Annotated in this window: 13 protein-coding genes and 6 pseudogenes; 9 read left to right on the top strand and 10 right to left on the bottom strand. The window is 32.2% G+C overall.

Annotation, left to right across the window (positions count from 1 at the left end):
* Position 1: 1 nt before the first annotated feature.
* Entirely contained in the window at positions 2-526 is a 525-nt protein-coding gene (locus tag P5P87_RS04550; RefSeq protein ID WP_278021712.1) for a DUF7935 family protein, read from the bottom strand.
* Positions 527-648: 122 nt separating this feature from the next.
* On the opposite strand from P5P87_RS04550, the pseudogene P5P87_RS04545 reads away from it, so the two are divergent.
* The 4 genes and pseudogenes from P5P87_RS04545 (at position 649) to P5P87_RS04530 (ending at position 5427) form a co-directional block, all read left to right on the top strand.
* Positions 649-1417 (top strand): annotated as a pseudogene (locus P5P87_RS04545) (sulfite exporter TauE/SafE family protein).
* Between the two features lie 124 nt (positions 1418-1541).
* On the top strand, positions 1542-1841 hold the full coding sequence (locus P5P87_RS04540) for a hypothetical protein (RefSeq protein ID WP_278021711.1): 300 nt from the start codon (positions 1542-1544) through the stop codon (positions 1839-1841).
* 544 nt (positions 1842-2385) lie between these two features.
* Positions 2386-4723 (top strand): annotated as a pseudogene (locus P5P87_RS04535) (ATP-dependent helicase).
* An 83-nt stretch (positions 4724-4806) separates the two neighbouring features.
* Positions 4807-5427 carry an L-threonylcarbamoyladenylate synthase gene (locus P5P87_RS04530; RefSeq protein WP_198855727.1) on the top strand — a complete coding sequence of 207 codons (621 nt, stop codon included), beginning with the start codon at positions 4807-4809 and terminating at the stop codon, positions 5425-5427.
* 186 nt (positions 5428-5613) lie between these two features.
* Here the strand turns inward: P5P87_RS04530 and P5P87_RS04525 are convergent.
* The 3 genes and pseudogenes from P5P87_RS04525 to P5P87_RS04515 all read right to left on the bottom strand — a co-directional run bounded on the left by P5P87_RS04525 (position 5614) and on the right by P5P87_RS04515 (position 7978).
* Positions 5614-6448, bottom strand: a pseudogene (locus tag P5P87_RS04525) (OmpA/MotB family protein).
* 32 nt (positions 6449-6480) lie between these two features.
* Positions 6481-7501: pseudogene (locus tag P5P87_RS04520) on the bottom strand (glycosyltransferase).
* Positions 7502-7525: 24 nt separating this feature from the next.
* Entirely contained in the window at positions 7526-7978 is a 453-nt protein-coding gene (locus P5P87_RS04515; protein WP_198855724.1) for a type I restriction enzyme HsdR N-terminal domain-containing protein, read from the bottom strand.
* A 68-nt stretch (positions 7979-8046) separates the two neighbouring features.
* Between P5P87_RS04515 and holA the strand changes: the two genes are divergently transcribed.
* From holA to ettA, 3 genes are all read left to right on the top strand, one after another.
* Positions 8047-9051, top strand: coding sequence for a DNA polymerase III subunit delta (gene holA / locus P5P87_RS04510; RefSeq protein ID WP_198855723.1), 1005 nt, complete (start codon positions 8047-8049; stop codon positions 9049-9051).
* A gap of 62 nt (positions 9052-9113) precedes the next feature.
* A complete protein-coding gene (locus tag P5P87_RS04505) occupies positions 9114-9296 on the top strand; it encodes a CAL67264 family membrane protein (protein WP_198855722.1) in 183 nt (60 codons plus the stop codon).
* Between the two features lie 46 nt (positions 9297-9342).
* Positions 9343-11034 carry an energy-dependent translational throttle protein EttA gene (gene ettA, locus P5P87_RS04500; protein WP_198855721.1) on the top strand — a complete coding sequence of 564 codons (1692 nt, stop codon included), beginning with the start codon at positions 9343-9345 and terminating at the stop codon, positions 11032-11034.
* A gap of 248 nt (positions 11035-11282) precedes the next feature.
* On the opposite strand, the gene P5P87_RS04495 is transcribed toward ettA, so the two are convergent.
* Both P5P87_RS04495 and P5P87_RS04490 read right to left on the bottom strand, forming a co-directional pair.
* A complete protein-coding gene (locus tag P5P87_RS04495) occupies positions 11283-11696 on the bottom strand; it encodes a thiol-disulfide oxidoreductase DCC family protein (protein ID WP_198855720.1) in 414 nt (137 codons plus the stop codon).
* Positions 11697-11959: 263 nt separating this feature from the next.
* Complete coding sequence (locus tag P5P87_RS04490; protein ID WP_198855719.1) at positions 11960-14125, bottom strand: endonuclease MutS2; 2166 nt, start codon at positions 14123-14125, stop codon at positions 11960-11962.
* Positions 14126-14309: 184 nt separating this feature from the next.
* Here P5P87_RS04490 and P5P87_RS04485 point away from each other — a divergent pair, with 184 nt between their 5' ends.
* The gene (locus P5P87_RS04485; RefSeq protein ID WP_278021710.1) at positions 14310-14975 is read left to right on the top strand and encodes a uracil-DNA glycosylase; all 666 of its coding nucleotides are present in this window, start codon (positions 14310-14312) and stop codon (positions 14973-14975) included.
* A 105-nt stretch (positions 14976-15080) separates the two neighbouring features.
* Here P5P87_RS04485 and P5P87_RS04480 read toward each other — a convergent pair whose 3' ends face one another.
* From P5P87_RS04480 to porX, 4 genes and pseudogenes are all read right to left on the bottom strand, one after another.
* Entirely contained in the window at positions 15081-15455 is a 375-nt protein-coding gene (locus P5P87_RS04480) for a DUF4258 domain-containing protein (RefSeq protein ID WP_278021709.1), read from the bottom strand.
* Between the two features lie 36 nt (positions 15456-15491).
* Positions 15492-16692: pseudogene (locus tag P5P87_RS04475) on the bottom strand (alanine dehydrogenase).
* Between the two features lie 152 nt (positions 16693-16844).
* Positions 16845-17252, bottom strand: coding sequence for a tRNA (adenosine(37)-N6)-threonylcarbamoyltransferase complex ATPase subunit type 1 TsaE (gene tsaE / locus P5P87_RS04470; RefSeq protein ID WP_278021708.1), 408 nt, complete (start codon positions 17250-17252; stop codon positions 16845-16847).
* Positions 17253-17418: 166 nt separating this feature from the next.
* A pseudogene (gene porX / locus P5P87_RS04465) lies at positions 17419-18970 on the bottom strand (T9SS response regulator signal transducer PorX).
* 223 nt (positions 18971-19193) lie between these two features.
* On the opposite strand from porX, the gene P5P87_RS04460 reads away from it, so the two are divergent.
* On the top strand, positions 19194-20423 hold the full coding sequence (locus P5P87_RS04460; RefSeq protein WP_278021707.1) for an HD domain-containing protein: 1230 nt from the start codon (positions 19194-19196) through the stop codon (positions 20421-20423).
* Positions 20424-20427 lie beyond the last annotated feature (4 nt).

Raw genomic sequence — 20427 nt, 5'->3', positions numbered from 1 at the left:
TTTAGTACCAAAGTTCAGCTACCTCATTTTTAATAAATCCTAACGCAGCATTGCTTGGAGATTGTTTTTCTAATAAATCATTCAAGATTACTTCACGAAGCTTATCAGCATCTTCAACTTTATCGCTCATTGCCGCTTTACGAATCATTTGGATTGTTGCGTTCTTTGCAGTTGAAATGATTGTCCAGCATTCTTCAGACATATAAATCTGTTGAGTTAAATTATGTTCAAATTCATGTTCGATTTGGTCGATTAGGTAATTTTCGTAATCGTGTTTGTTTTGAGAAATAGGAGAAATTCTGATTAGCAATTTTGTCAAGTTAATACGCTCTAAAAATAAAGTCATACGTTCGTAAGCTTGCAAACGTATTGGCAACGACTCTTTGTGTGCCTGTTTGTTTAATAAAAAAGCACGTTTTTTATCGTTGTTTTTAATATGCAGTTCAAAAAAACTGTATGCAACAAATCCAGTAACAATTGCAGGTAAAGTATAACTGGCTAATTCTATAATTCTTGTAAAATCCATTGGGTTAATTTTTTAGCAAAAATATACTTTTTGATGAGAAATCAACTTTAAATTTATGGTAATAAACAAAAAGGAAGATGTATTTTTACAACTTGTTTTAACGTGACTGAAATGTATTTTTAATGGATTTATATCTACTATTTTTTCTTTGTTTGGCCGCTTTTGCCGCAGGATTTATTGATGCAATTGTAGGCGGCGGCGGATTAATCCAGACACCGATGGGATTAATTTTATTGCCAAATCTTCCTGTTTCGACTGTAATTGGTACTTTGAAAATTCCAGCTTTTAGCGGAACTGCTTTTGCAGCTTTTCAATATTTAAAAAAAGTTGTTATTCAGTGGAAAGTTTTAATTATCATGATGTGTTTGGCAGTTCCATCAGCATTTTTAGGTTCGACAGTTTTAACTATGGTCAGCAATGATTTTATGAAACCGCTTTTATTGGTGGTTTTGTCCTTGTTGTTTGTATATACTTATGCTAAGAAAAATTTTGGGCAAGCATGAAGAAAAAGACCATTCTCCTGCAAGACAAATATTTTACGCAGTTGTGATAAGTATGATTGTTGGATTTTATGACGGATTTATTGGGCCTGGCACAGGAAGTTTTTTTGTAGTGGCTTTCATTGCGCTTCTAGGTTTCGATTTTCTTCATGCTTCCGCGAATGCTAAAATGGTAAATTTAGCGACCAATTTCGGTTCAATTTGCCTGTTTATGATTAAAGGAAAAATCATTTGGGCAATTGCAATCCCGATGGCAATAAGTAATGGACTTGGTGGATGGCTTGGCGCAAAACTTGCCATCAATAAAGGAAACGGTTTTATTAGAATTTTCTTTTTAATTGTAGTTGTCGGAACGTTGATCCGATTTGCTTACGATGTGTTTTTTAAATGAGATTCTAAGTTGCTAAGGTTCTGATATACTAAGTTTTATTTTTATAATTATATTATAAAGTTGATCTTTATAATTATAAAATGATTATTTTTGTATCATTATTTGAGAATTTTAATTTTTTATAATGATAGAAATAGTTGAAAATTATGAGAACTATATTAATTCGTCGCCAGAATTAATAGGTAAATCTTATTATAAAGCTGAGTTTTTTATTCAAAAATTAGGTTTAAAACATGCAACCTATTATAGAAAATTAAAATCAAAAAGCTTTACGCATCAAGAAGTAAAGCTAATTACTTCTTTGCTTTTTCCTGAAGAAATTTTAATGCAGGAACTTCAAAAAAGTGAAGAAGATATAAGGGCAGGAAGAACAATTGATTTTGAAGATTTTAAACAAAAGTTAAGAGCTAAGTATAACGTCTAATTCTAAAGGATTTCTTTTATTATCCCAAAATAGAACAATATATATAGTTTGTTTTTCAACTGTATAAAACAAATATACCTGATTAGATATTAGAGACTTTCGGAAAGAAGTTTTTTTATATTTTGTACCAATGTGATTATTTTGTACAATTATTTCTATTGTTGAGATAGTTTGATTTGAAAATTTACTGGCCTTAAGATAACTATATTTATTTATAATTTGGGAAAATGTCTTTTCAGCGTTTTCTGTTAATTTTACAGTCATTTATTACCGTTTAAGTTTTACAAATATAAAATAATTAAAGAATTTTCTTTCTTTTTTATTTAAAACAATTGTTTGAATCTAGCCCCGATTGAGGCGGTATCCTCGTAGCGTAGCGGAGAGATATAGCCGAAAGCGGGAACCCATGTCTGAAATAAATGCCCTTTGTTTGGCTTCGAAAAAAAACTTAGTATCTCAGAATCTTAGCTACTTAGAACCTTTCAAAAGCATCTTAGGAACTTTCTTTTTAAATTCTTAATTTTGCATAAAAGGAGAAAATTACATGCAGAAATATATTGACCAGCTCAACGAAGCGCAAAGGGCGCCTGTTTTAAAGAAAGACGGGCCAATGATTATTATTGCTGGTGCAGGTTCGGGAAAAACACGTGTTTTGACAATTAGGATTGCGTATTTGATGGCTCAAGGTATTGATTCTTTCAATATTTTGTCGCTAACTTTTACTAATAAAGCGACTCGCGAGATGAAACACAGGATTTCGGATATTGTGGGCGCATCTGAAGCGAAAAATCTTTGGATGGGAACTTTTCACTCGATTTTTGCGCGTATTCTTCGTGCTGAATCGGATCATTTGGGATATCCTTCCAATTTTACCATTTATGATTCTCAAGATTCCGCTAGATTAATTTCTTCGATTATCAAAGAAATGCAGACTTGATCGTGATGTTTACAAACCAAAACAGGTTTTAGGACGTATATCTGGATATAAGAATAACTTGATTACGGTAAAAGCATATTTTAATAATCCAGAGTTGGTTGAAGCTGATGCAATGGCGAAAAGACCAAGATTGGGTGAAATTTATCAGCAGTATGTAGATCGCTGTTTTAAGGCAGGCGCAATGGATTTTGATGATTTGTTATTGAAAACCAATGAATTACTTACTAGGTTCCCAGAAGTTTTAGCTAAGTATCAAGATCGTTTCCGTTATATATTGGTTGATGAGTACCAAGATACTAATCACTCTCAGTATTTGATTGTTAGGGCTTTATCTGATAGATTTCAGAATATTTGTGTAGTAGGAGATGATGCTCAGAGTATTTATGCTTTCCGTGGAGCGAATATTAATAATATTTTGAATTTCCAAAAGGATTACGAAGGTGTAGTTATGTTTCGTTTAGAGCAGAATTATCGTTCAACTCGAAATATTGTTGAAGCCGCAAATACTGTAATGGAACACAATAAAACCAAACTGGATAAAGTGGTTTGGACCGCAAATGAATTTGGACCGAAAATTAAAGTTCATAGAAGTTTGACTGATGCCGAAGAAGGGCGTTTTGTTGCGAGCACAATTTTCGAACAGAAAATGCAAAATCAATTGCATAATGGTGCTTTTGCAATTTTGTATCGTACCAATGCGCAATCTCGTGCAATGGAAGATGCTTTAAGAAAACGTGATATTCCGTATAGAATTTATGGCGGATTATCTTTTTATCAACGTAAGGAGATTAAAGACGTTTTATGTTATTTGCGCTTAGTTCTGAATCCGAAAGATGAGGAAGCTTTGATTCGCGTTATCAATTATCCAGCTCGTGGAATTGGGGATACAACAATTGAAAAGCTGACTATTGCGACCAATCATTACAAGCGTTCGATTTGGGAAGTAATGGTGAATATCGATAAAATCGATTTAAAACTGAATGCAGGTACTAAAAATAAGTTGAAAGACTTTGTAACAATGATTCAGAGTTTTCAGGTTATCGATCAGAATCAGGATGCATTTTATATCACAGATCACGTTGCAAAGAAAACTGGTTTGGTTCAGGAACTGAAAAAAGATGCTACTCCAGAAGGAATGGCTAAAATTCAGAATATCGAAGAGCTTTTAAACGGTATTAAAGATTTTACCGAAGGACAGAGAGAAGTAGACGGAGCAAGAGGTGCGCTTTCTGAGTTTATGGAAGATGTAGCTTTGGCGACAGATTTAGATAAAGATACCAACGATGAAGATCGTGTAGCTTTAATGACGATTCACTTGGCAAAAGGACTAGAGTTTCCGCACGTGTTTGTAGTCGGAATGGAAGAAGATTTGTTCCCAAGTGCTATGAGTATGAGCACGAGAAGTGAACTAGAAGAAGAACGCCGATTATTTTATGTGGCATTGACTCGTGCAGAACATCAGGCGTACTTGACTTATGCAAATTCTCGTTATCGTTGGGGGAAATTAACTGATAGTGAGCCTTCTCGTTTTATTGAAGAAATTGAAGATCAATATTTAGAATATTTAACGCCAGCAGAAACAAACTATCGTTATAAATCTCCTATTGATGGTGATATTTTTGGCGATGTAGATAAATCAAAATTGCGATTAGCAAAACCAGTTGGAGGAACTCCTCCTAAACATATTACAGACAATAGTCCGAAACCAGATTTAAATATTCGAAAATTAAAACCTGTTTCTGGAAATGCACCAAGCAGTGGAAACTCCAATTTATTTGACAGTAAATTGACGGTTGGAAATGTTGTAATGCACGAACGTTTTGGTAGAGGGGAGGTAATAAATCTTGAAGGTGTTGGAGCAGATCGAAAAGCAGAAATTAGATTTGAAGTTGGAGGAATCAAGAAATTGTTGCTAAGATTTGCTAAATTAGATGTTGTAGGATAAAAAACATTGTTTCAAGTTTCAGGTTTCACGTTATAAGAAGCAACCTGAAACTTGAAACTTAAAACAAAATAAACTAAAAAAGCATGGCAGAATTTATAAAAATATATCCAGATAAACCTAGTGAAGCTGCTATTGCAAAAGTGGTAAAAGTGCTTCAGAATGGTGGTTTGGTAATTTATCCGACAGATACTGTTTATGGTTTAGGTTGTGATATTACCAATTCGAGAGCGTTAGAAAAAATCGCTAGAATAAAAGGAGTAAAATTAGAAAAGGCAAACTTTTCATTTATTTGTTGCGATTTAAGTAATCTGTCAGACTATGTGAGACAGATAGACACATCGACTTTTAAGATATTAAAGAGAGCTTTGCCAGGCCCATATACTTTTATTTTGCCTGGAAATAATAATCTTCCTAAAGAATTTAAAAAGAAAACTACAGTGGGTATTCGTGTTCCTGACAATAATATCATCCTAGAGATTGTTCGTCAGTTAGGAAATCCCGTTGTTTCAACTTCTATTCGTGATGAAGACGATGTTATAGAATATACTACCGATCCAGAATTGATTTTTGAAAAATGGCAAAATCTTGTAGATCTTGTGATAGATGGTGGTTATGGAGATAACATAGGATCTACAATTATAGATCTTTCTGAGCATGAGCCAGTTATCGTCAGAGAAGGTAAGGGAGATATTGGTATTTTGTAAAAAAATACACTAAAAGTATAAAAGTATAGAAATTATGAGTAACTTTATTATGTTAAAATTTAGTTAGTTACTTAAAAATAATGCTATTCTTGATTTATATTTAATTGGTTATTAAAAAAATTAAGGATACATAAAAGCAGGTCTATTGACCTGCTTTTTCTGTATTATAAGTATGTGAAACTCTAATTATTTTTGTTGTTTCTTCATTTCTTTTTCAATCATATCATAGAATTGATCGATTTTTGGCATAACTACGATACGAGTTCTTCTGTTACGAGCTTTGTTCTCAGGAGAATCGTTAGCTACTAATGGTACATAAGAGCTTCTACCTGCAGCAATTAATTTAGCTGGGTTAACTCCAAGATCGTTTGTCAATACACGAACGATAGAAGTAGAACGTTTAACACTTAAATCCCAGTTGTCTAAGATAATTCCGTTGCTTTTGTAAGGTACATCATCAGTGTGTCCTTCAACCATACACTCAAAGTCAGGTTTGTCGTTTACAACTTTTGCAACTTTAGCTAAAACAGTTTTAGCTTTATCACTTACATCATAGCTTCCGCTTTTGAATAATAATTTGTCAGCGATAGAGATAAATACAACTCCTTTTTCAACATTGATTTCGATGTCTGGATCGTTGATTCCAACTGCACCTTTTAAACTTGTAACTAATGCTAAAGTAACACTGTCTTTTTTAGTTAAAGCATCTTGAAGTCTAGAGATTTTCAAATCTTTTTCTTTTAAACTTTCAAGAGATTTTTCAAGGTTTTCAGCACCTTTAGTAGTTAAGATAGTTAAATCTTTAGAACTATTAATTAGATCTTGATTATGTTGTTTGTAGCTTTCAGCTGTTGCAAGCTAATCCAGCTTTTTCTTCTAAGCACGAATTTAATTTTACAGTACATGAGTTTAACAAATCTTGAGTCTCTTTGTTTTTAGCTTCTAACTCTGCATATTTCTTTTTAGAAACACAAGATGTCAGGGCCATTAATACTGATAGTGCGATAACTATTTTTCTCATAAATTTAATTTTAATTAGACTTGATTACAAATTTAGTTTTTAATATTTTGAATACTGTTAAAGATTTCTTTAAATAAGGTCAATTTCTTGATATAATAAAGGAAAACGATGCTTTTTACTGTATAGTATTGCTGTAATTGAAAATCTTTTCGCTTTTTTAAGTGTTTTAAAGATAGGCAATAAAATGAAAAATGCGCCTTTAAAATGGCAAAAGTATGTCCAAACTTGCCTTGTATTAAAAAGCGTACGCCAGCAATTCCATCTAAAACCATGCGGAAAAAAATCACAAAAAATAAACCCTTTGAAGGAAGATTTTTAACTAGCATTAACAATGAATTTCTAAAATTCAAATAAGTTTTTTTAGGATTTCCTTGTTGTAATGTTGCGCCACCAACATGGTAAACAACAGACTGATAATTATATTTTATAACATGGCCTTCATTAGCAAGCACGCCAACATAAATCTATTTCTTCTTGATGTGCAAAGAAACTTTCGTCAAAACCTTCTAATTCATGAAAAATATTTTTCCTAATGAAAAAACAAGCGCCTGATGCCCAAAATAATTCGATATTGGTATCGTATTGTCCATTGTCTTTTTCGATTGTGTCGAATATTCTTCCCCTACAGAAAGGGAACCCGTATTTATCAATAAAACCGCCCGCAGCACCTGCATATTCAAAATATTCTTTATTTTTAAAATCCAGAATTTTTGGCTGAATAATAGCAGTTTGATGTTCTTTTTCAAAAGTGTCAAGAATGGGTTGAAGCCAGTTTTCTGTGACTTCAATATCTGAATTTACTAATGCATATATTTCTGCATCAATATGTTGTAAAGCATCATTGTAGCCTTTTGCAAAGCCATGATTGCCTGAGTTTTTTACAATTTTTACGGTTGGAAATTGTTCTGCAATAAATGCAATAGAGTTATCAGTAGAATCATTGTCTGCAACATAAATTGTTGCTCCTTCTGAATACTGAATAACAGATGGTAAAAATTGCTCTAGCAATTTTACTCCGTTCCAATTTAAAATGACAACTGCTATTTTATCCAAAAGTACTCAATTATTTATTCTTTGTTAATGATTTTCTTTATAGTCAGGAAGGCTTCTTAAAAACTCATATTTCTCGTTTTCAAAATCCATTTGACAATAAAAATGGTTTAGTCCGTTTGTCACATTCAAAAACCGTGCCTGCATTGTCATATTGTAACGGGCAATCTGATCAAAAGTTGCCTGAGAGATTTTAACTTCTGGTGCTTTGCACTCTACTAATATATGTATAGAGCCATTAGGGTTAAATACAACAACATCGTATCGTTTTCGTAATCCGTTGACAGTTAAAACTTTCTCTACGTTGATAAGCGATTTTGGATATTTTTTTTCGTGCATTAAAAAATGAACAACGTGCTGTCGAACCCATTCTTCTGGCGTAAGAATTATAAATTTTTTCCTGATTTCATCAAAAATAGACACTTTATTTTCGCTATTTTTGAATCGGAAACTATAAGCAGGGAAATTAAGTTTAAGCATAAAGCAAAAATATAAAATAGTTTTTTGTTTCAAAGTAACTTGAAACTTTAAACTTGAAACAAGTATAAATGGACGAAGTAGTAAAAATTGTTAACGATATCAAAGCCGGAGATATTAAACCGATTTATTTTTTAATGGGTGAAGAACCTTATTATATAGATAAGTTATCGGAATATATTGAACAGAATGTTTTAGCTGAAGAAGAAAAAGGCTTTAATCAAACAGTTTTATATGGAAGAGATGTTTCTGTAGATGATATTGTTTCAACGGCCAAGCGCTATCCTATGATGGCTGAACGTCAAGTTGTTATAGTGAAAGAAGCGCAGGATTTATCAAGAACAATTGATAAAATCGAATCGTATGTAGAGAATCCAATGCAAACTACCGTTTTGGTTATTTGCTATAAATATAAGACACTAGATAAACGTAAAAAAGTTACCAAACTATTAGGACAGAAGGGCGTTGTTTACGAAAGTAAAAAATTATATGAAAATCAGGTAGGAGATTGGATAAAGCGTGTTTTAGCTGGAAAAAAATACACCATTGATCCAAAAGCTAATGCCATGTTAGTTGAATTTTTAGGTACAGATTTGAGTAAAATCAATAATGAGCTAGAAAAACTGCAGATTATTTTACCGAAAGGCACTATGATCACAGCAGAACACATTGAAGAAAATATTGGTTTTAGCAAAGATTATAATGTATTTGAACTTCGAAAAGCAATTGGAGAACGAAATCAATTGAAAGCTTATAAGATAGCAGAAAACTTTGCTCATAATCCTAAAGAATATCCTTTAGTTATGACTACAGGTTTGGTATTTGGCTTTTTTGTTCAGCTTCTAAAGTATCATGGATTAAAAGATAAAAATCCTAAAAACGTTGCATCGGTACTTGGAGTAAATCCGTATTTTTTAAAAGAATATGATTTGGCGGTCAAAAATTATCCAATGAGAAAAGTAAGTCAGATTGTTGGCGCTTTACGCGATATTGATATTAAAAGTAAAGGTGTGGGTGCTAATGCTTTACCTCAATCAGATTTGTTAAAAGAAATGCTTTATAAAATATTTAATTAAGCCATTAAAATTCACGATATTTGCCTTTCTAAAAATTTGACACTATTAATATTTACATAATTATGGGAATGAATAAAAACACCATTTTAGGATGGGCCACTTTAATAATGGTACTTATGGGATTTTTGCTTATAGGTCTTGGAATCTTTAGATACAGCGATGTTTCAGGTTGGGGATTTGGTGCTGTTGGAGTAGGTTTCCTTGCTAATGCTTGGGTTTTCAATGCTCTGAAAGGTAGAGTTTAAGATGTCAGAATTCAAAAAAAATAAATAATATAATAAAAAATAAAAAATGTCAGACGATAAGAAAGTAATTTTCTCAATGCAGAAATTGAGTAAAACCTATCAAGGAGCAGACAAACCAGTTCTTAAGAATATTTACCTTAGTTTCTTCTACGGAGCTAAGATTGGTATTTTGGGACTTAATGGTTCTGGTAAATCTTCACTTTTAAAAATTATTGCTGGAGTTGATAAAAACTACCAAGGAGATGTAGTATTCCAGCCTGGTTATACAGTAGGATATTTAGAGCAAGAACCAATTCTTGACGATTCTAAAACAGTTATCGAAATTGTTCGTGAAGGAGCAGCCGAAACTATGGCAGTTTTAGAAGAATACAATCAAATCAATGATTTGTTCGGTCTTCCAGAATATTACGAAGATCAAGACAAAATGGATAAATTGATGGACCGTCAAGCAGCATTGCAAGACAAAATTGATGCTCTTGGCGCTTGGGAAATCGATACAAAATTAGAAATCGCAATGGATGCATTGCGTACTCCAGAAGGAGATACGCCAATTAAAAACCTTTCAGGAGGTGAGCGTCGTCGTGTAGCTTTATGCCGTTTGTTATTGCAACAACCAGATGTATTGCTATTGGATGAGCCAACCAACCACCTTGATGCTGAGTCAGTTCTTTGGTTAGAGCAACACTTAGCACAATATTCTGGAACTGTAATTGCAGTAACACACGACCGTTATTTCTTAGATAATGTTGCTGGATGGATTTTAGAACTAGATAGAGGAGAAGGTATTCCTTGGAAAGGAAATTATTCTTCTTGGTTGGATCAAAAATCAAACCGTTTGGCTCAAGAAGAAAAAGTGGCTTCTAAACGTAGAAAAACTTTAGAGCGTGAGTTGGAGTGGGTTCGTCAAGGAGCAAAAGGTCGTCAGACAAAACAAAAAGCACGTTTACAGAACTACGACAAATTATTAAACGAAGATCAAAAACAACTAGACGAAAAATTAGAGATCTACATTCCAAATGGACCACGTTTAGGAACAAATGTTATTGAAGCTAAAAATGTTGCAAAAGCTTTTGGTGATAAATTATTATATGATAATTTGAATTTTACTTTGCCTCAAGCTGGTATTGTTGGAATTATAGGACCAAACGGTGCTGGTAAATCGACTATTTTCAAAATGATCATGGGCGAACAAGCTACTGATAGTGGAGAATTTTCTGTTGGAGACACAGTAAAAATTGCTTATGTAGATCAGTCACACTCGAACATTGATCCAAATAAATCAATCTGGGAAAACTTTGCAGATGGTCAAGAATTGATTATGATGGGAGGAAAGCAAGTAAATTCTAGAGCTTATTTATCTCGTTTTAATTTTGGGGGCGGCGAGCAAAACAAAAAAGTTTCAATGCTTTCTGGTGGAGAGCGTAACCGTTTGCACTTGGCAATGACTTTGAAAGAAGAAGGAAACGTACTTTTACTGGATGAGCCAACGAATGACCTTGATGTAAATACTCTTCGTGCACTTGAAGAAGGTTTAGAAAATTTTGCAGGTTGTGCTGTAATTATTTCTCACGACAGATGGTTCTTAGATAGAATTTGTACACACATCTTAGCTTTCGAAGGAGATTCTGAAGTTTATTTCTTCGAAGGTAGTTTCTCTGATTATGAAGAAAACAAAAAGAAACGTCTTGGCGGTGATTTAACTCCTAAACGTTTGAAATATAGAAAATTAATTAGATAATTTTTTTAATAAATTTCAAATAAAAAATCCCAAATTCCAAATTTATCGGAGCTTGGGATTTTTATATTTTATAGGTTTTTACGTTAAGTTTGTCATTTCGACGAAGGAGAAATCTTCACAAGTAACTCCGCAACGAGAATCCAATCTTTGTCGAGTTTCTCACGAAGATTTCTCCTTCGTCGAAATGACAATATTACGTTCACTGAAGTTTTACTTTTTGGAATTTGGAATTTTTACATTGGAATTTTCTACAAAAACTTAGATTTCAATTCTGGAGTTGGAATCATGCAACTTTCTTTTTTGCCGTACCAATTGTATCTGTTTTTTGCAACATAATCATAAATTTTATCGCTTACAAAAATTGGCACAATTCTAAAAATAGGAGTTAATTTCCAAATGCCTCCAAAGTTTTTAGCGATTTCAAGAATTGCAGAAGATTTGTAAAAATATGCTGTTCCAGGATCGTATAAAATAATACTATCCATTTTAGAAAAGCTAATTCCTAAATGTTTACAGATAGAAATTCCTAAATCAGACTGCAGTGCAACAAATCTAAAAATATCTTTTTTGTCGTTATTGATGATAAACTGTACAGCGGAACTGCAGAGATTACAAACTCCGTCAAAAAGAACTATTTTTTTATTTTTTGGAAGACTTTCCATTTTATAATTTGTATTTCAAGTTTTATATTTCAATTCTTAATTGAAATAAATAAAACAGGAATTAATATGTTTTTGCTTGTATTTATAATGTCTATTGATTTTTGTTTTTTAATAAATTTTAGAAATCAAAAACGACATCAGTAAATTAGTTTAAATCTATTTTTAAAAAATAGGAATGTTCTTTTATGTAAAAATAAAAATCGTCCCTTAAATCGCTTTATTTTTATTTTTATTTTTTTTACCAATTTTTAAGGACTGAAAACTTATTTCTTAACTGCTTCTACCAATTCCAATTCATCCAAACTTACTTTAGAAGTAAAAATACCATAATTTACTGTCGCTTTATTTTTTTCGATAGCATCTATACTTCCAACAGATCTCCCGTCAAGCATTCTTACTCGATCACCAATTTTTAAAATCGGTTTTGGTTTTTCAACAACTGGTTTAAGTTTTTTCTCTTTTTTCTCTTTTCGTATTTCTTCAACTTTTACCTTTACTTCAGCAATAATTTCTTTTTGCTTTTCAACTTTTTCTTTAGTTTCTTTTGGAGTTGCTTTTTTACGTTTTGAATTTTCAATCTCAACTATTTTCAAAAATTCACCAATAAGTTCTTTTTTGTTTTTGTTGTTAAAATACTTTTCAGCAATATCATCAATTTTTTGTCCAATGTAAATTATCTTTTGATTACTGTCGTACAATTCTTGATAGCTTTCTAATTTTTGCTGAATTCTCGTATTGATGTTTTCCATCTTCTTACTCTCTTCACGCGCTCTGGTTTCTTCTTCTTTTAAATTTAAAGAAGTTTTTTCCAGTTTCGATCTTTCTTTTTGAAGTGTTGCGATGGTTTTATCAAAACGAACTTTTCCAACTTCGATTTTCTTTTTCGCACGATTAATCAATCCAAACGGAATTCCATTTTTCTGAGCGACTTCAAACGTAAATGAGCTTCCTGCCTGACCCAAAGCCAGTTTGTACATCGGTTCTAAAGATTTTTCATCAAACATCATATTCGCATTCGTTGCATATGGCAATTCGTTTGCTAAAATTTTCAAATTAGAATAATGCGTTGTGATAATTCCGAAAGCTTCACGGTGATAAAATTCTTCTAGGAAAATTTCAGCCAAAGCTCCACCCAATTCAGGATCAGAACCTGTACCAAATTCGTCAATTAAAAACATGGTTTTCTTATTACATTTCTTTAAAAAGTAATTCATGTTTTTTAATCTATAGCTATATGTACTTAGATGATTTTCAATAGATTGATTATCTCCGATATCTGTTAAAATTCTATCAAATAAGAAAGTTTCGCTTCTTTCATGAACTGGAATCAAAATTCCAGATTGCAACATTAATTGCAATAAACCTACCGTTTTTAAGGAAATAGTTTTTCCTCCAGCGTTTGGTCCAGAAATTACAATAATTCTGTTTTCTTGTTTTAGCTCAATGGTTTGCGGATGCGTAACTTCTTGTTTTTGTTTGTTGTTCAAATACAAAATTGGATGATACGCTTCTCTAAAGAACAATCTTCTTTCTTCGGTAATTGTTGGCAGGATTCCATTAATGCGATTTGCATATTTAGCTTTTCCAGCAACTACATCAATATCACTTAAAAAATCTTGATATTCAACTAGTAAAGGAAGAAAAGGACGAATGACATTCGATAAATTTTTTAAGATTCGCGTTATTTCTTCTTTTTCTTCGTATTCTAAATTAGCTAATTCTCTAGAATATTTTAAAGTAGCTTCTGGTTCAATGTATGCGATACTTCCAGTTTTTGAACTTCCTAAAATTGAGCCTTTTACTTTACGACGATACATAGCTAAAACAGCTAAAACTCTACGGTTTTGCACGAAACTTTCTTTAATATCGTCCAAATAACCCAAGCTATTGTATTGAGTTAAAGCCACGCCAAAACTTTGATTCACTTTTCCGCGAACCAAATTCATATTCTGACGAATTCCGGCTAAAGCAGGAGAAGCATTGTCTTTTATTTCTCCATATTTATCAACTATTGCATCAATTGCAGAGATAATGTCTTTTGTTAGTTCTACTCTAGAAGCCCTTGCATTTAGATTCGGATAGTAGTCATCGAATTTTTTTAAGAAGTTCAATAAGACATTTGTTGTCGCTGAAAGGTTAGCGATTTTTCTAAAACTTCCTACTTCAAGAAAACTGTCTTCGATTGCTAAAAACTTAATTTCATGCGTAATGGCATCAAATCCGTGATTCGGAATTGCGTTATTATTTTGAAAAGAAGACACATACTCTGATGTTTGCATCAAAGCTTGCATTAATTCTTCTTTATCTCTAAATGGTTTTATTTGTAAAGCCTTTTCTTTTCCAATGTCGGTGTTGCAACCATCTGAAATGGTTTCTAATACAGTTGGAAATTGTAAGTCTTGTAATGTTTTTTCTGTAATACTGATCATTTAATTTCTTTATGAAAGCAAAAGCAAAAGTACGAAAACATTCATCAATTGTGAATTATGAATTATGAATTATGAGTTTTTTTCTTTGCTATCGTTTTAATTTTTGTTTTTTGACTTTTGATATTTTTCTTTTTAGTAAATATGATTTTAAGTAATAATTTCTGAAATTCGCATAAAAAAAATTATGGACGTAAAAATGCATTCTTCTTGGAAACCAGTTTTGAATGAAGAATTCGAAAAACCATATTTCAACGATTTAATTGAATTTGTAAAAACGGAATACGCAACAAAAGTTTGTTATCCAAAAGGGAATCAGATTTTTTCAGCTTTTGACCATTGTCATTTTGATGAAGTTAAAGTGGTTATTATCGGGCAAGATCCTTATCATGGGCCAAATCAAGCAAATGGATTGTGTTTTTCTGTAAATGATGGAATTCCGTTTCCGCCATCGCTTCAAAATATATTTAAGGAAATTCAGGATGATTTCAATATACCAATGCCTAATACGGGTAATTTAGAACGTTGGGCAGATCAAGGCGTTTTTCTTTTAAATGCTACTTTAACTGTTAGACAATCTGAAGCAGGGAGCCATCAAGGAAAAGGTTGGGAGAAATTTACTGATGCCGTGATCAAACAAATTTCTGCTGAAAAAGAAAATGTTGTCTTTTTACTTTGGGGAGGTTTTGCTCAAAAGAAAGCTACTTTAATTGATGCTTCAAAACACCATATTTTAAAATCGGGACATCCTTCTCCATTAAGTGCCAATAGAGGTTTCTGGTTTGGGAACAAACATTTTAGCCAAACAAATGAATTCTTGAAATCTAAAGGATTAAAAGAAATTGAATGGTGATTTTTTTAGTTACAAAGTTGCAAAGGAAAAGACTTTGTGCTTTTAGATAAATATTCCTTATAAAAGAAAACCCAATAACATTAAACGTGTTATTGGGTTTTCTTTTTATTTTTTTATGATTTCTTCCAAAACGGCTTTATTTTCGTAATTCACCACTTTTAGAATAATTTCCTGATTTTTTACTGTTTTTCCTTCAATAATATAAAGCTTTCCTTTTTTGAATGGAACATTGCTTTGGTCAAAATCGACATCTCCATAAGTTAATGTGTTTTTGACATCTGCCGTGTCAACCCATTTTTCACTTAAAGTCTGAACGGCTTTTGGAGAATATTGAAATGGTTTTGTTCTAAGGTTATTTAAAACTCGAGCATTTGGAAAATAATTGCATCGGGTATCTTTTCCGATAAAAAATCCTGATACAATAAAACATCCCATAACGAGACCAATCAGGTAATATGCAAAACGGTGTACGAACTTCATGAAATAAAATTTTTGCAAAGGTACATTAAAGTTCTCTTAAAATACAAGTAAATTAATATCGTTGTCTGGCAAATCGAACCAGTCGCCAATTGCTTTATTTGTTAGAATTCCGTGATAAAGATAAATGCCGTTTTTAAGGCCTTTATTGCATCGAATTGCGCTTTCAATACCACCATCTTCGGCTATCTGATGCAGGTAAGGTGTTAAGATATTACTTATTGATAATGAAGCAGTTTTGGAATAACGAGATGGTATATTTGGTACACAATAATGTAAAACATTGCTTTTAATAAATGTTGGTTTTTCGTGAGTAGTTACTTCTGAAGTTTCGAAACAGCCACCAGTATCAATACTAACGTCAACAATTACAGCGCCTTTTTTCATATGTTCTACCATTGTTTCGTTCACAACAATCGGACAACGTTCTTTTCCGCGCATTGCTCCAATTGCCACATCACAACGTCTTAAAGCCTTTAATAAACCTTTTTGCTGTATGGTAGAAGTAAAAATTCTTTGATTTAAATTGTTTTGAAGACGACGTAGTTTTGTAATAGAGTTATCAAAAACCTTAACATTTGCGCCTAATCCAATAGCGGTTTTTGCCGCAAATTCCCCAACGGTTCCAGCTCCTAAAATCACAACTTCGGTAGGAGGAACGCCTGTAATGTTTCCAAATAAAAGGCCTTTTCCAAATTCATCTGTGATCATTAATTCTGCAAGCAATAAGTATTGAGGCAGTTCCGGCGATTTCGCTTAAAGATTTTACAGCAGGATAAGATCCGTCTTCGTCTTTAATATATTCAAAAGCTAAGGCAGTAATTTTCTTTTGGGCTAAAGCTTCGAAGTAAGATTTCTTTTTAGTTTTTAGCTGAATCGCAGAAATAATAACCGTTTCGGGATTTATCATTTCAATTTCAGCCAAAGTTGGCGGTTCTACTTTTAATAGAAATGGGCAACCAAAAACCCTTTTGGTGTCTTTTGTAATTTCTGCTCCCGCATCTGCATATTCTTTGTCTGTATAACTCGAACATTCTCCTGCTCCAGATTCAATCATAACGCGGTGACCTGCGTAAGTTAAGGAATTTACAGCATCGGGCGTAAGACAGATACGACGTTCCTGGTAACTTGTTTCTTTAGGAATTCCTATAAAAAGTTCTCTTTTAAAACGACCAACCTCAAGTTTTTCTTCCTGCGGTATTAATTGTTGTTTTGTAAATGGAGTTAACGTGATTGACATGGATAATGCAAAAAATTAAGGAGTACAAATTACGTAAAAAGTTTTAAAATTAATGTAAAAATTCTGCTAATACTCAAAGATAAAAGTTAAGAAATATTATACCTGTCAATAAAGAGGTGAATTTTTCTTTTTACGATTATTTATTATAGGTTTTAAACTAAATTTAGTTCTCTTTTTCCATCAGCAAGCAATTCTATATTTATTGTAGAATGTTCTTCTGGGATCAGACTCGCAATTTTTTCAGACCATTCGATAAAACACCAATTTCCAGAATACAAATAATCGTCAACGCCCATATCTAGCGCTTCGGTTTCTTTGTTTAATCTATAAAAATCAAAGTGATAAACGGTTTGATTACTAGAAGTTTGGTATTCGTTTACAAGAGAAAAAGTCGGACTGCTTGTTGCATCTTGAACTCCTAAACTTTTGCATAGTTGTTTGATTAAAGTAGTTTTCCCAACTCCCATTTCACCATTAAAAAGAATGATTTTTTTAGGGTTTGAAGCTATAATCTGCTCGGCAACTTCTTGAATTTGATCTAATGAAAAAACGATGTTCATTGTTGTTTATTTTTTTGCCACGAATTTCGCAAATTTTGGCGAATTATTTTTTAAATGCCACAGATTAAAAGATTAAAAAGGATTTTCAAATCAATATTGATCTGTAAAATCTGTGGCAAGAATTATTTTATTTAAATTCAAAATTGAAAACTGCGACTTAAAGCTTTTATTTAGGGTTAAATACCAAAAACGGAATAATCATTTCTTCTAACGAAATTCCTCCGTGTTGGTAGGTGTTTTTGTAATAGCTCACATAATGATTGTAGTTGTTTACGTAAGCCAAGAAAAAATCATTTTTGGCAAAAATAAACGAACTGCTCATGTTTATTGCAGGTAAGCCAATGGTTTTAGGCTCTTTTACTACATAAACATCTTTTTGCTCGTATGTTAAACTACGTCCAGTTTTATAACGCAAATTTAGACTTGTATTTTTATCACCCACAACTTTCGACGGATTTTTTACATTAATTGTTCCGTGGTCTGTTGTTAAGATAAGTTTAAAGCCTAAAAGTTGTGCCTGTTGGATAATTTCTAATAAAGGAGAATTTTTAAACCAGCTTAAGGTTAAAGAACGATACGCTTTATCATCAGAAGCTAATTCTTTTACTACTTCCATTTCGGTTTTAGCATGCGAAAGCATATCAACGAAATTGTAAACAACAGTTACTAAGTCATTTCCTTTTAAAGCTTTAAAGTTTTCGGCTAACTTTTTTCCGCCAGCATAATTGGTGATTTTGAAATAATCTTCTTTAATGTTTAAACCTAAACGTTTTAACTGAGCCGATAAAAACTCTGCTTCATAAAGGTTTTTTCCTCCGTCTTCTACATCGTTTTTCCAATATTCAGGAAATTGTTTTTCCATTTCTAGAGGCATTAAACCAGAAAAAATAGAATTTCTAGCATATTGAGTTGCTGTTGGAAGAATGGAGTAGTACGGAACTTCTTTTTCTAGTTTGTAATAGTTTGAAATTACACCTTCAAAAGCTTTCCATTGATCGTAACGAAGGTTATCAATTACAACAAAAAGGATTGGTTTGTCTTTCTTTTTAATTTCTGGAACCACTAATTCTTTAAACAAAGTATTAGATTGAATCGGTTTATCTGCTTTTGGTGCAAACCAATCTTCGTAATTTCTTTCGATATATTTTCCGAATTGCGAATTCGCTTCAACTTTTTGAGATTCTAGAATTTCGATCATCGCTGTATCATTGATGTCTTCTAGTTTTAATTCCCAAAAAAGCAATTTTTTGTACAATTCAATCCAATCTTCGTATGAATTAACCATTGCCAATTCCATCGAAATCTTTCTAAATTCTTTCTGATAATCTAAAGTGGTTTTTTCGGTGATTAATCTCGAATCATCTAGATTTTTCTTCAAACTCAATAGAATTTGGTTCGGATTTACGGGTTTAATCAAATAATCGGCGATTTTAGAACCAATGGCTTCTTCCATAATGTATTCTTCCTCGCTTTTGGTGATCATAATCATCGGAATCGCTGATTTTTTTCTTTCATTTCAGAAAGCGTTTCTAATCCGCTCATTCCAGGCATGTTTTCATCTAGAAAAACAATATCAAAATTATCTTCTTCAAACAACGCAATCGCATCAAGGCCGTTATTGCAAGTAGTAACTTCGTAATTCTTTTTTCTAGAAATAATATGTGGGGCTTTAAAAGATCGATTTCATCGTCGACCCAAAGTATCTTTATCTTATCCATAAATCAATTTAATTTTACTGCAATTTAAAGTTATAGAACTTAAAAAGTATTAAAAATAGTATAAAATTACCAAAGTTAAACCATGATTTTATTTTGAAATTTAACATTTTTTAATGTATTTTATTGATAATCATCATATTTTAGAGTGTGATTTTTAAATAAAAAACACCGAGCTCTTTATACTTATTTACTTATATTTGTTGACCAAAAAAATAACGAGACTGTGACTCAGATCAATAAATTAAAAATATTCAACGATCCTATATATGGCTTCATTACGATTCCGAATGAGCTGGTTTACGATCTAATTCAGCATCCTTATTTTCAGCGTCTACGCCGTATTTCACAGATGGGATTATCGTATTTGGTGTATCCAGGAGCGAATCATACTCGTTTTCATCATGCATTAGGATGTATGCATTTGATGAAAAAAGCTATTGACACGCTTCGTTTTAAAGAGGTTGTGATTTCTGAAGAAGAAGAAAATGCGCTTTTAATAGCAATTTTGCTTCATGATATAGGGCATGGGCCGTTTTCTCATGCGATGGAAAAAAGTATTGTTGAAGATGTGCACCACGAAGCCATTTCACTATTATTTATGAATCAGTTAAATGAAGAATTTGGCGGAAGATTAAGTTTGGCGATTCAGGTTTTTAAAGGTGAATACCATAGAAAATTCATGTTGCAATTGATTTCAAGTCAGTTGGATATGGATCGAATGGATTACTTGAAACGAGATAGTTTTTATACAGGTGTTGCTGAAGGAAATGTAAACTCTGAACGATTGATTCAGATGATGAATGTTGAAAATGATGTTTTAGTAATTGAAGAAAAAGGAATTTATTCTGTAGAGAAATTTCTGCTTTCTAGGAGATTAATGTACTGGCAAGCTTATTTGCATAAAACAAGTTTGGTTGCCGAATTGATTTTAATGAAAGTCTTAAAAAGAGCAAAAGAATTGGTTTTGAAAGGAGTAGATCTTCCTTGCAGTGAGCCTCTTTCTTATTTTATGCATAATAAAATAACTCTAGAAAATTTTGATGCCGAAAAGCTCGACTTGTTTTCTCAATTGGATGATTTTGATATTATTAGTGCTTTAAAAGCTTGGCAGCGACAGGACGATTTCGTTTTAAGCACTTTAAGCAAAATGATAATTAATAGAGATTTGCTTAAAATTAAAATGAGCGCTGAGAAAGTTTCTATGGAAGAATCTCAATCTTTAAAAGAGCAGTTTGCTAATAAGCATCATATTTCGCAATTAGATGCAGGATATTTTATTTTTAGAGGTAAAATTAAAAACCAAGCCTATAGTAAGGAAGCAGAACCTATTCGTATTTTGAAAAAAGATAAAACAATTGAAGATGTTGTTGAAGCTTCTGACCAACTGAATTTGAAATCGTTATCTAAATTGGTGACAAAATATTATATCTGTTTCCCAAAACAACTTATATAAAATT

Origin of the sequence: Flavobacterium ginsengisoli (assembly GCF_029625315.1) — a bacterium.
GTDB lineage: Bacteria > Bacteroidota > Bacteroidia > Flavobacteriales > Flavobacteriaceae > Flavobacterium > Flavobacterium ginsengisoli.
This window is presented reverse-complemented; position numbering and strand designations above follow the sequence as displayed.

Excerpts from the sequence above, each read along its gene's own strand:
- ettA (WP_198855721.1), top strand. The coding sequence starts at position 9,343 with ATGTCAGACGATAAGAAAGTAATTTTCTCAATGCAGAAATTGAGTAAA.
- P5P87_RS04550 (WP_278021712.1), bottom strand. The coding sequence starts at position 526 with ATGGATTTTACAAGAATTATAGAATTAGCCAGTTATACTTTACCTGCA.
- P5P87_RS04515 (WP_198855724.1), bottom strand. The coding sequence starts at position 7,978 with ATGCTTAAACTTAATTTCCCTGCTTATAGTTTCCGATTCAAAAATAGC.
- P5P87_RS04480 (WP_278021709.1), bottom strand. The coding sequence starts at position 15,455 with ATGAAGTTCGTACACCGTTTTGCATATTACCTGATTGGTCTCGTTATG.
- P5P87_RS04540 (WP_278021711.1), top strand. The coding sequence starts at position 1,542 with ATGATAGAAATAGTTGAAAATTATGAGAACTATATTAATTCGTCGCCA.
- P5P87_RS04530 (WP_198855727.1), top strand. The coding sequence starts at position 4,807 with ATGGCAGAATTTATAAAAATATATCCAGATAAACCTAGTGAAGCTGCT.
- P5P87_RS04490 (WP_198855719.1), bottom strand. The coding sequence starts at position 14,125 with ATGATCAGTATTACAGAAAAAACATTACAAGACTTACAATTTCCAACT.
- holA (WP_198855723.1), top strand. The coding sequence starts at position 8,047 with ATGGACGAAGTAGTAAAAATTGTTAACGATATCAAAGCCGGAGATATT.
- tsaE (WP_278021708.1), bottom strand. The coding sequence starts at position 17,252 with ATGAACATCGTTTTTTCATTAGATCAAATTCAAGAAGTTGCCGAGCAG.
- P5P87_RS04485 (WP_278021710.1), top strand. The coding sequence starts at position 14,310 with ATGGACGTAAAAATGCATTCTTCTTGGAAACCAGTTTTGAATGAAGAA.
- P5P87_RS04505 (WP_198855722.1), top strand. The coding sequence starts at position 9,114 with ATGGGAATGAATAAAAACACCATTTTAGGATGGGCCACTTTAATAATG.
- P5P87_RS04495 (WP_198855720.1), bottom strand. The coding sequence starts at position 11,696 with ATGGAAAGTCTTCCAAAAAATAAAAAAATAGTTCTTTTTGACGGAGTT.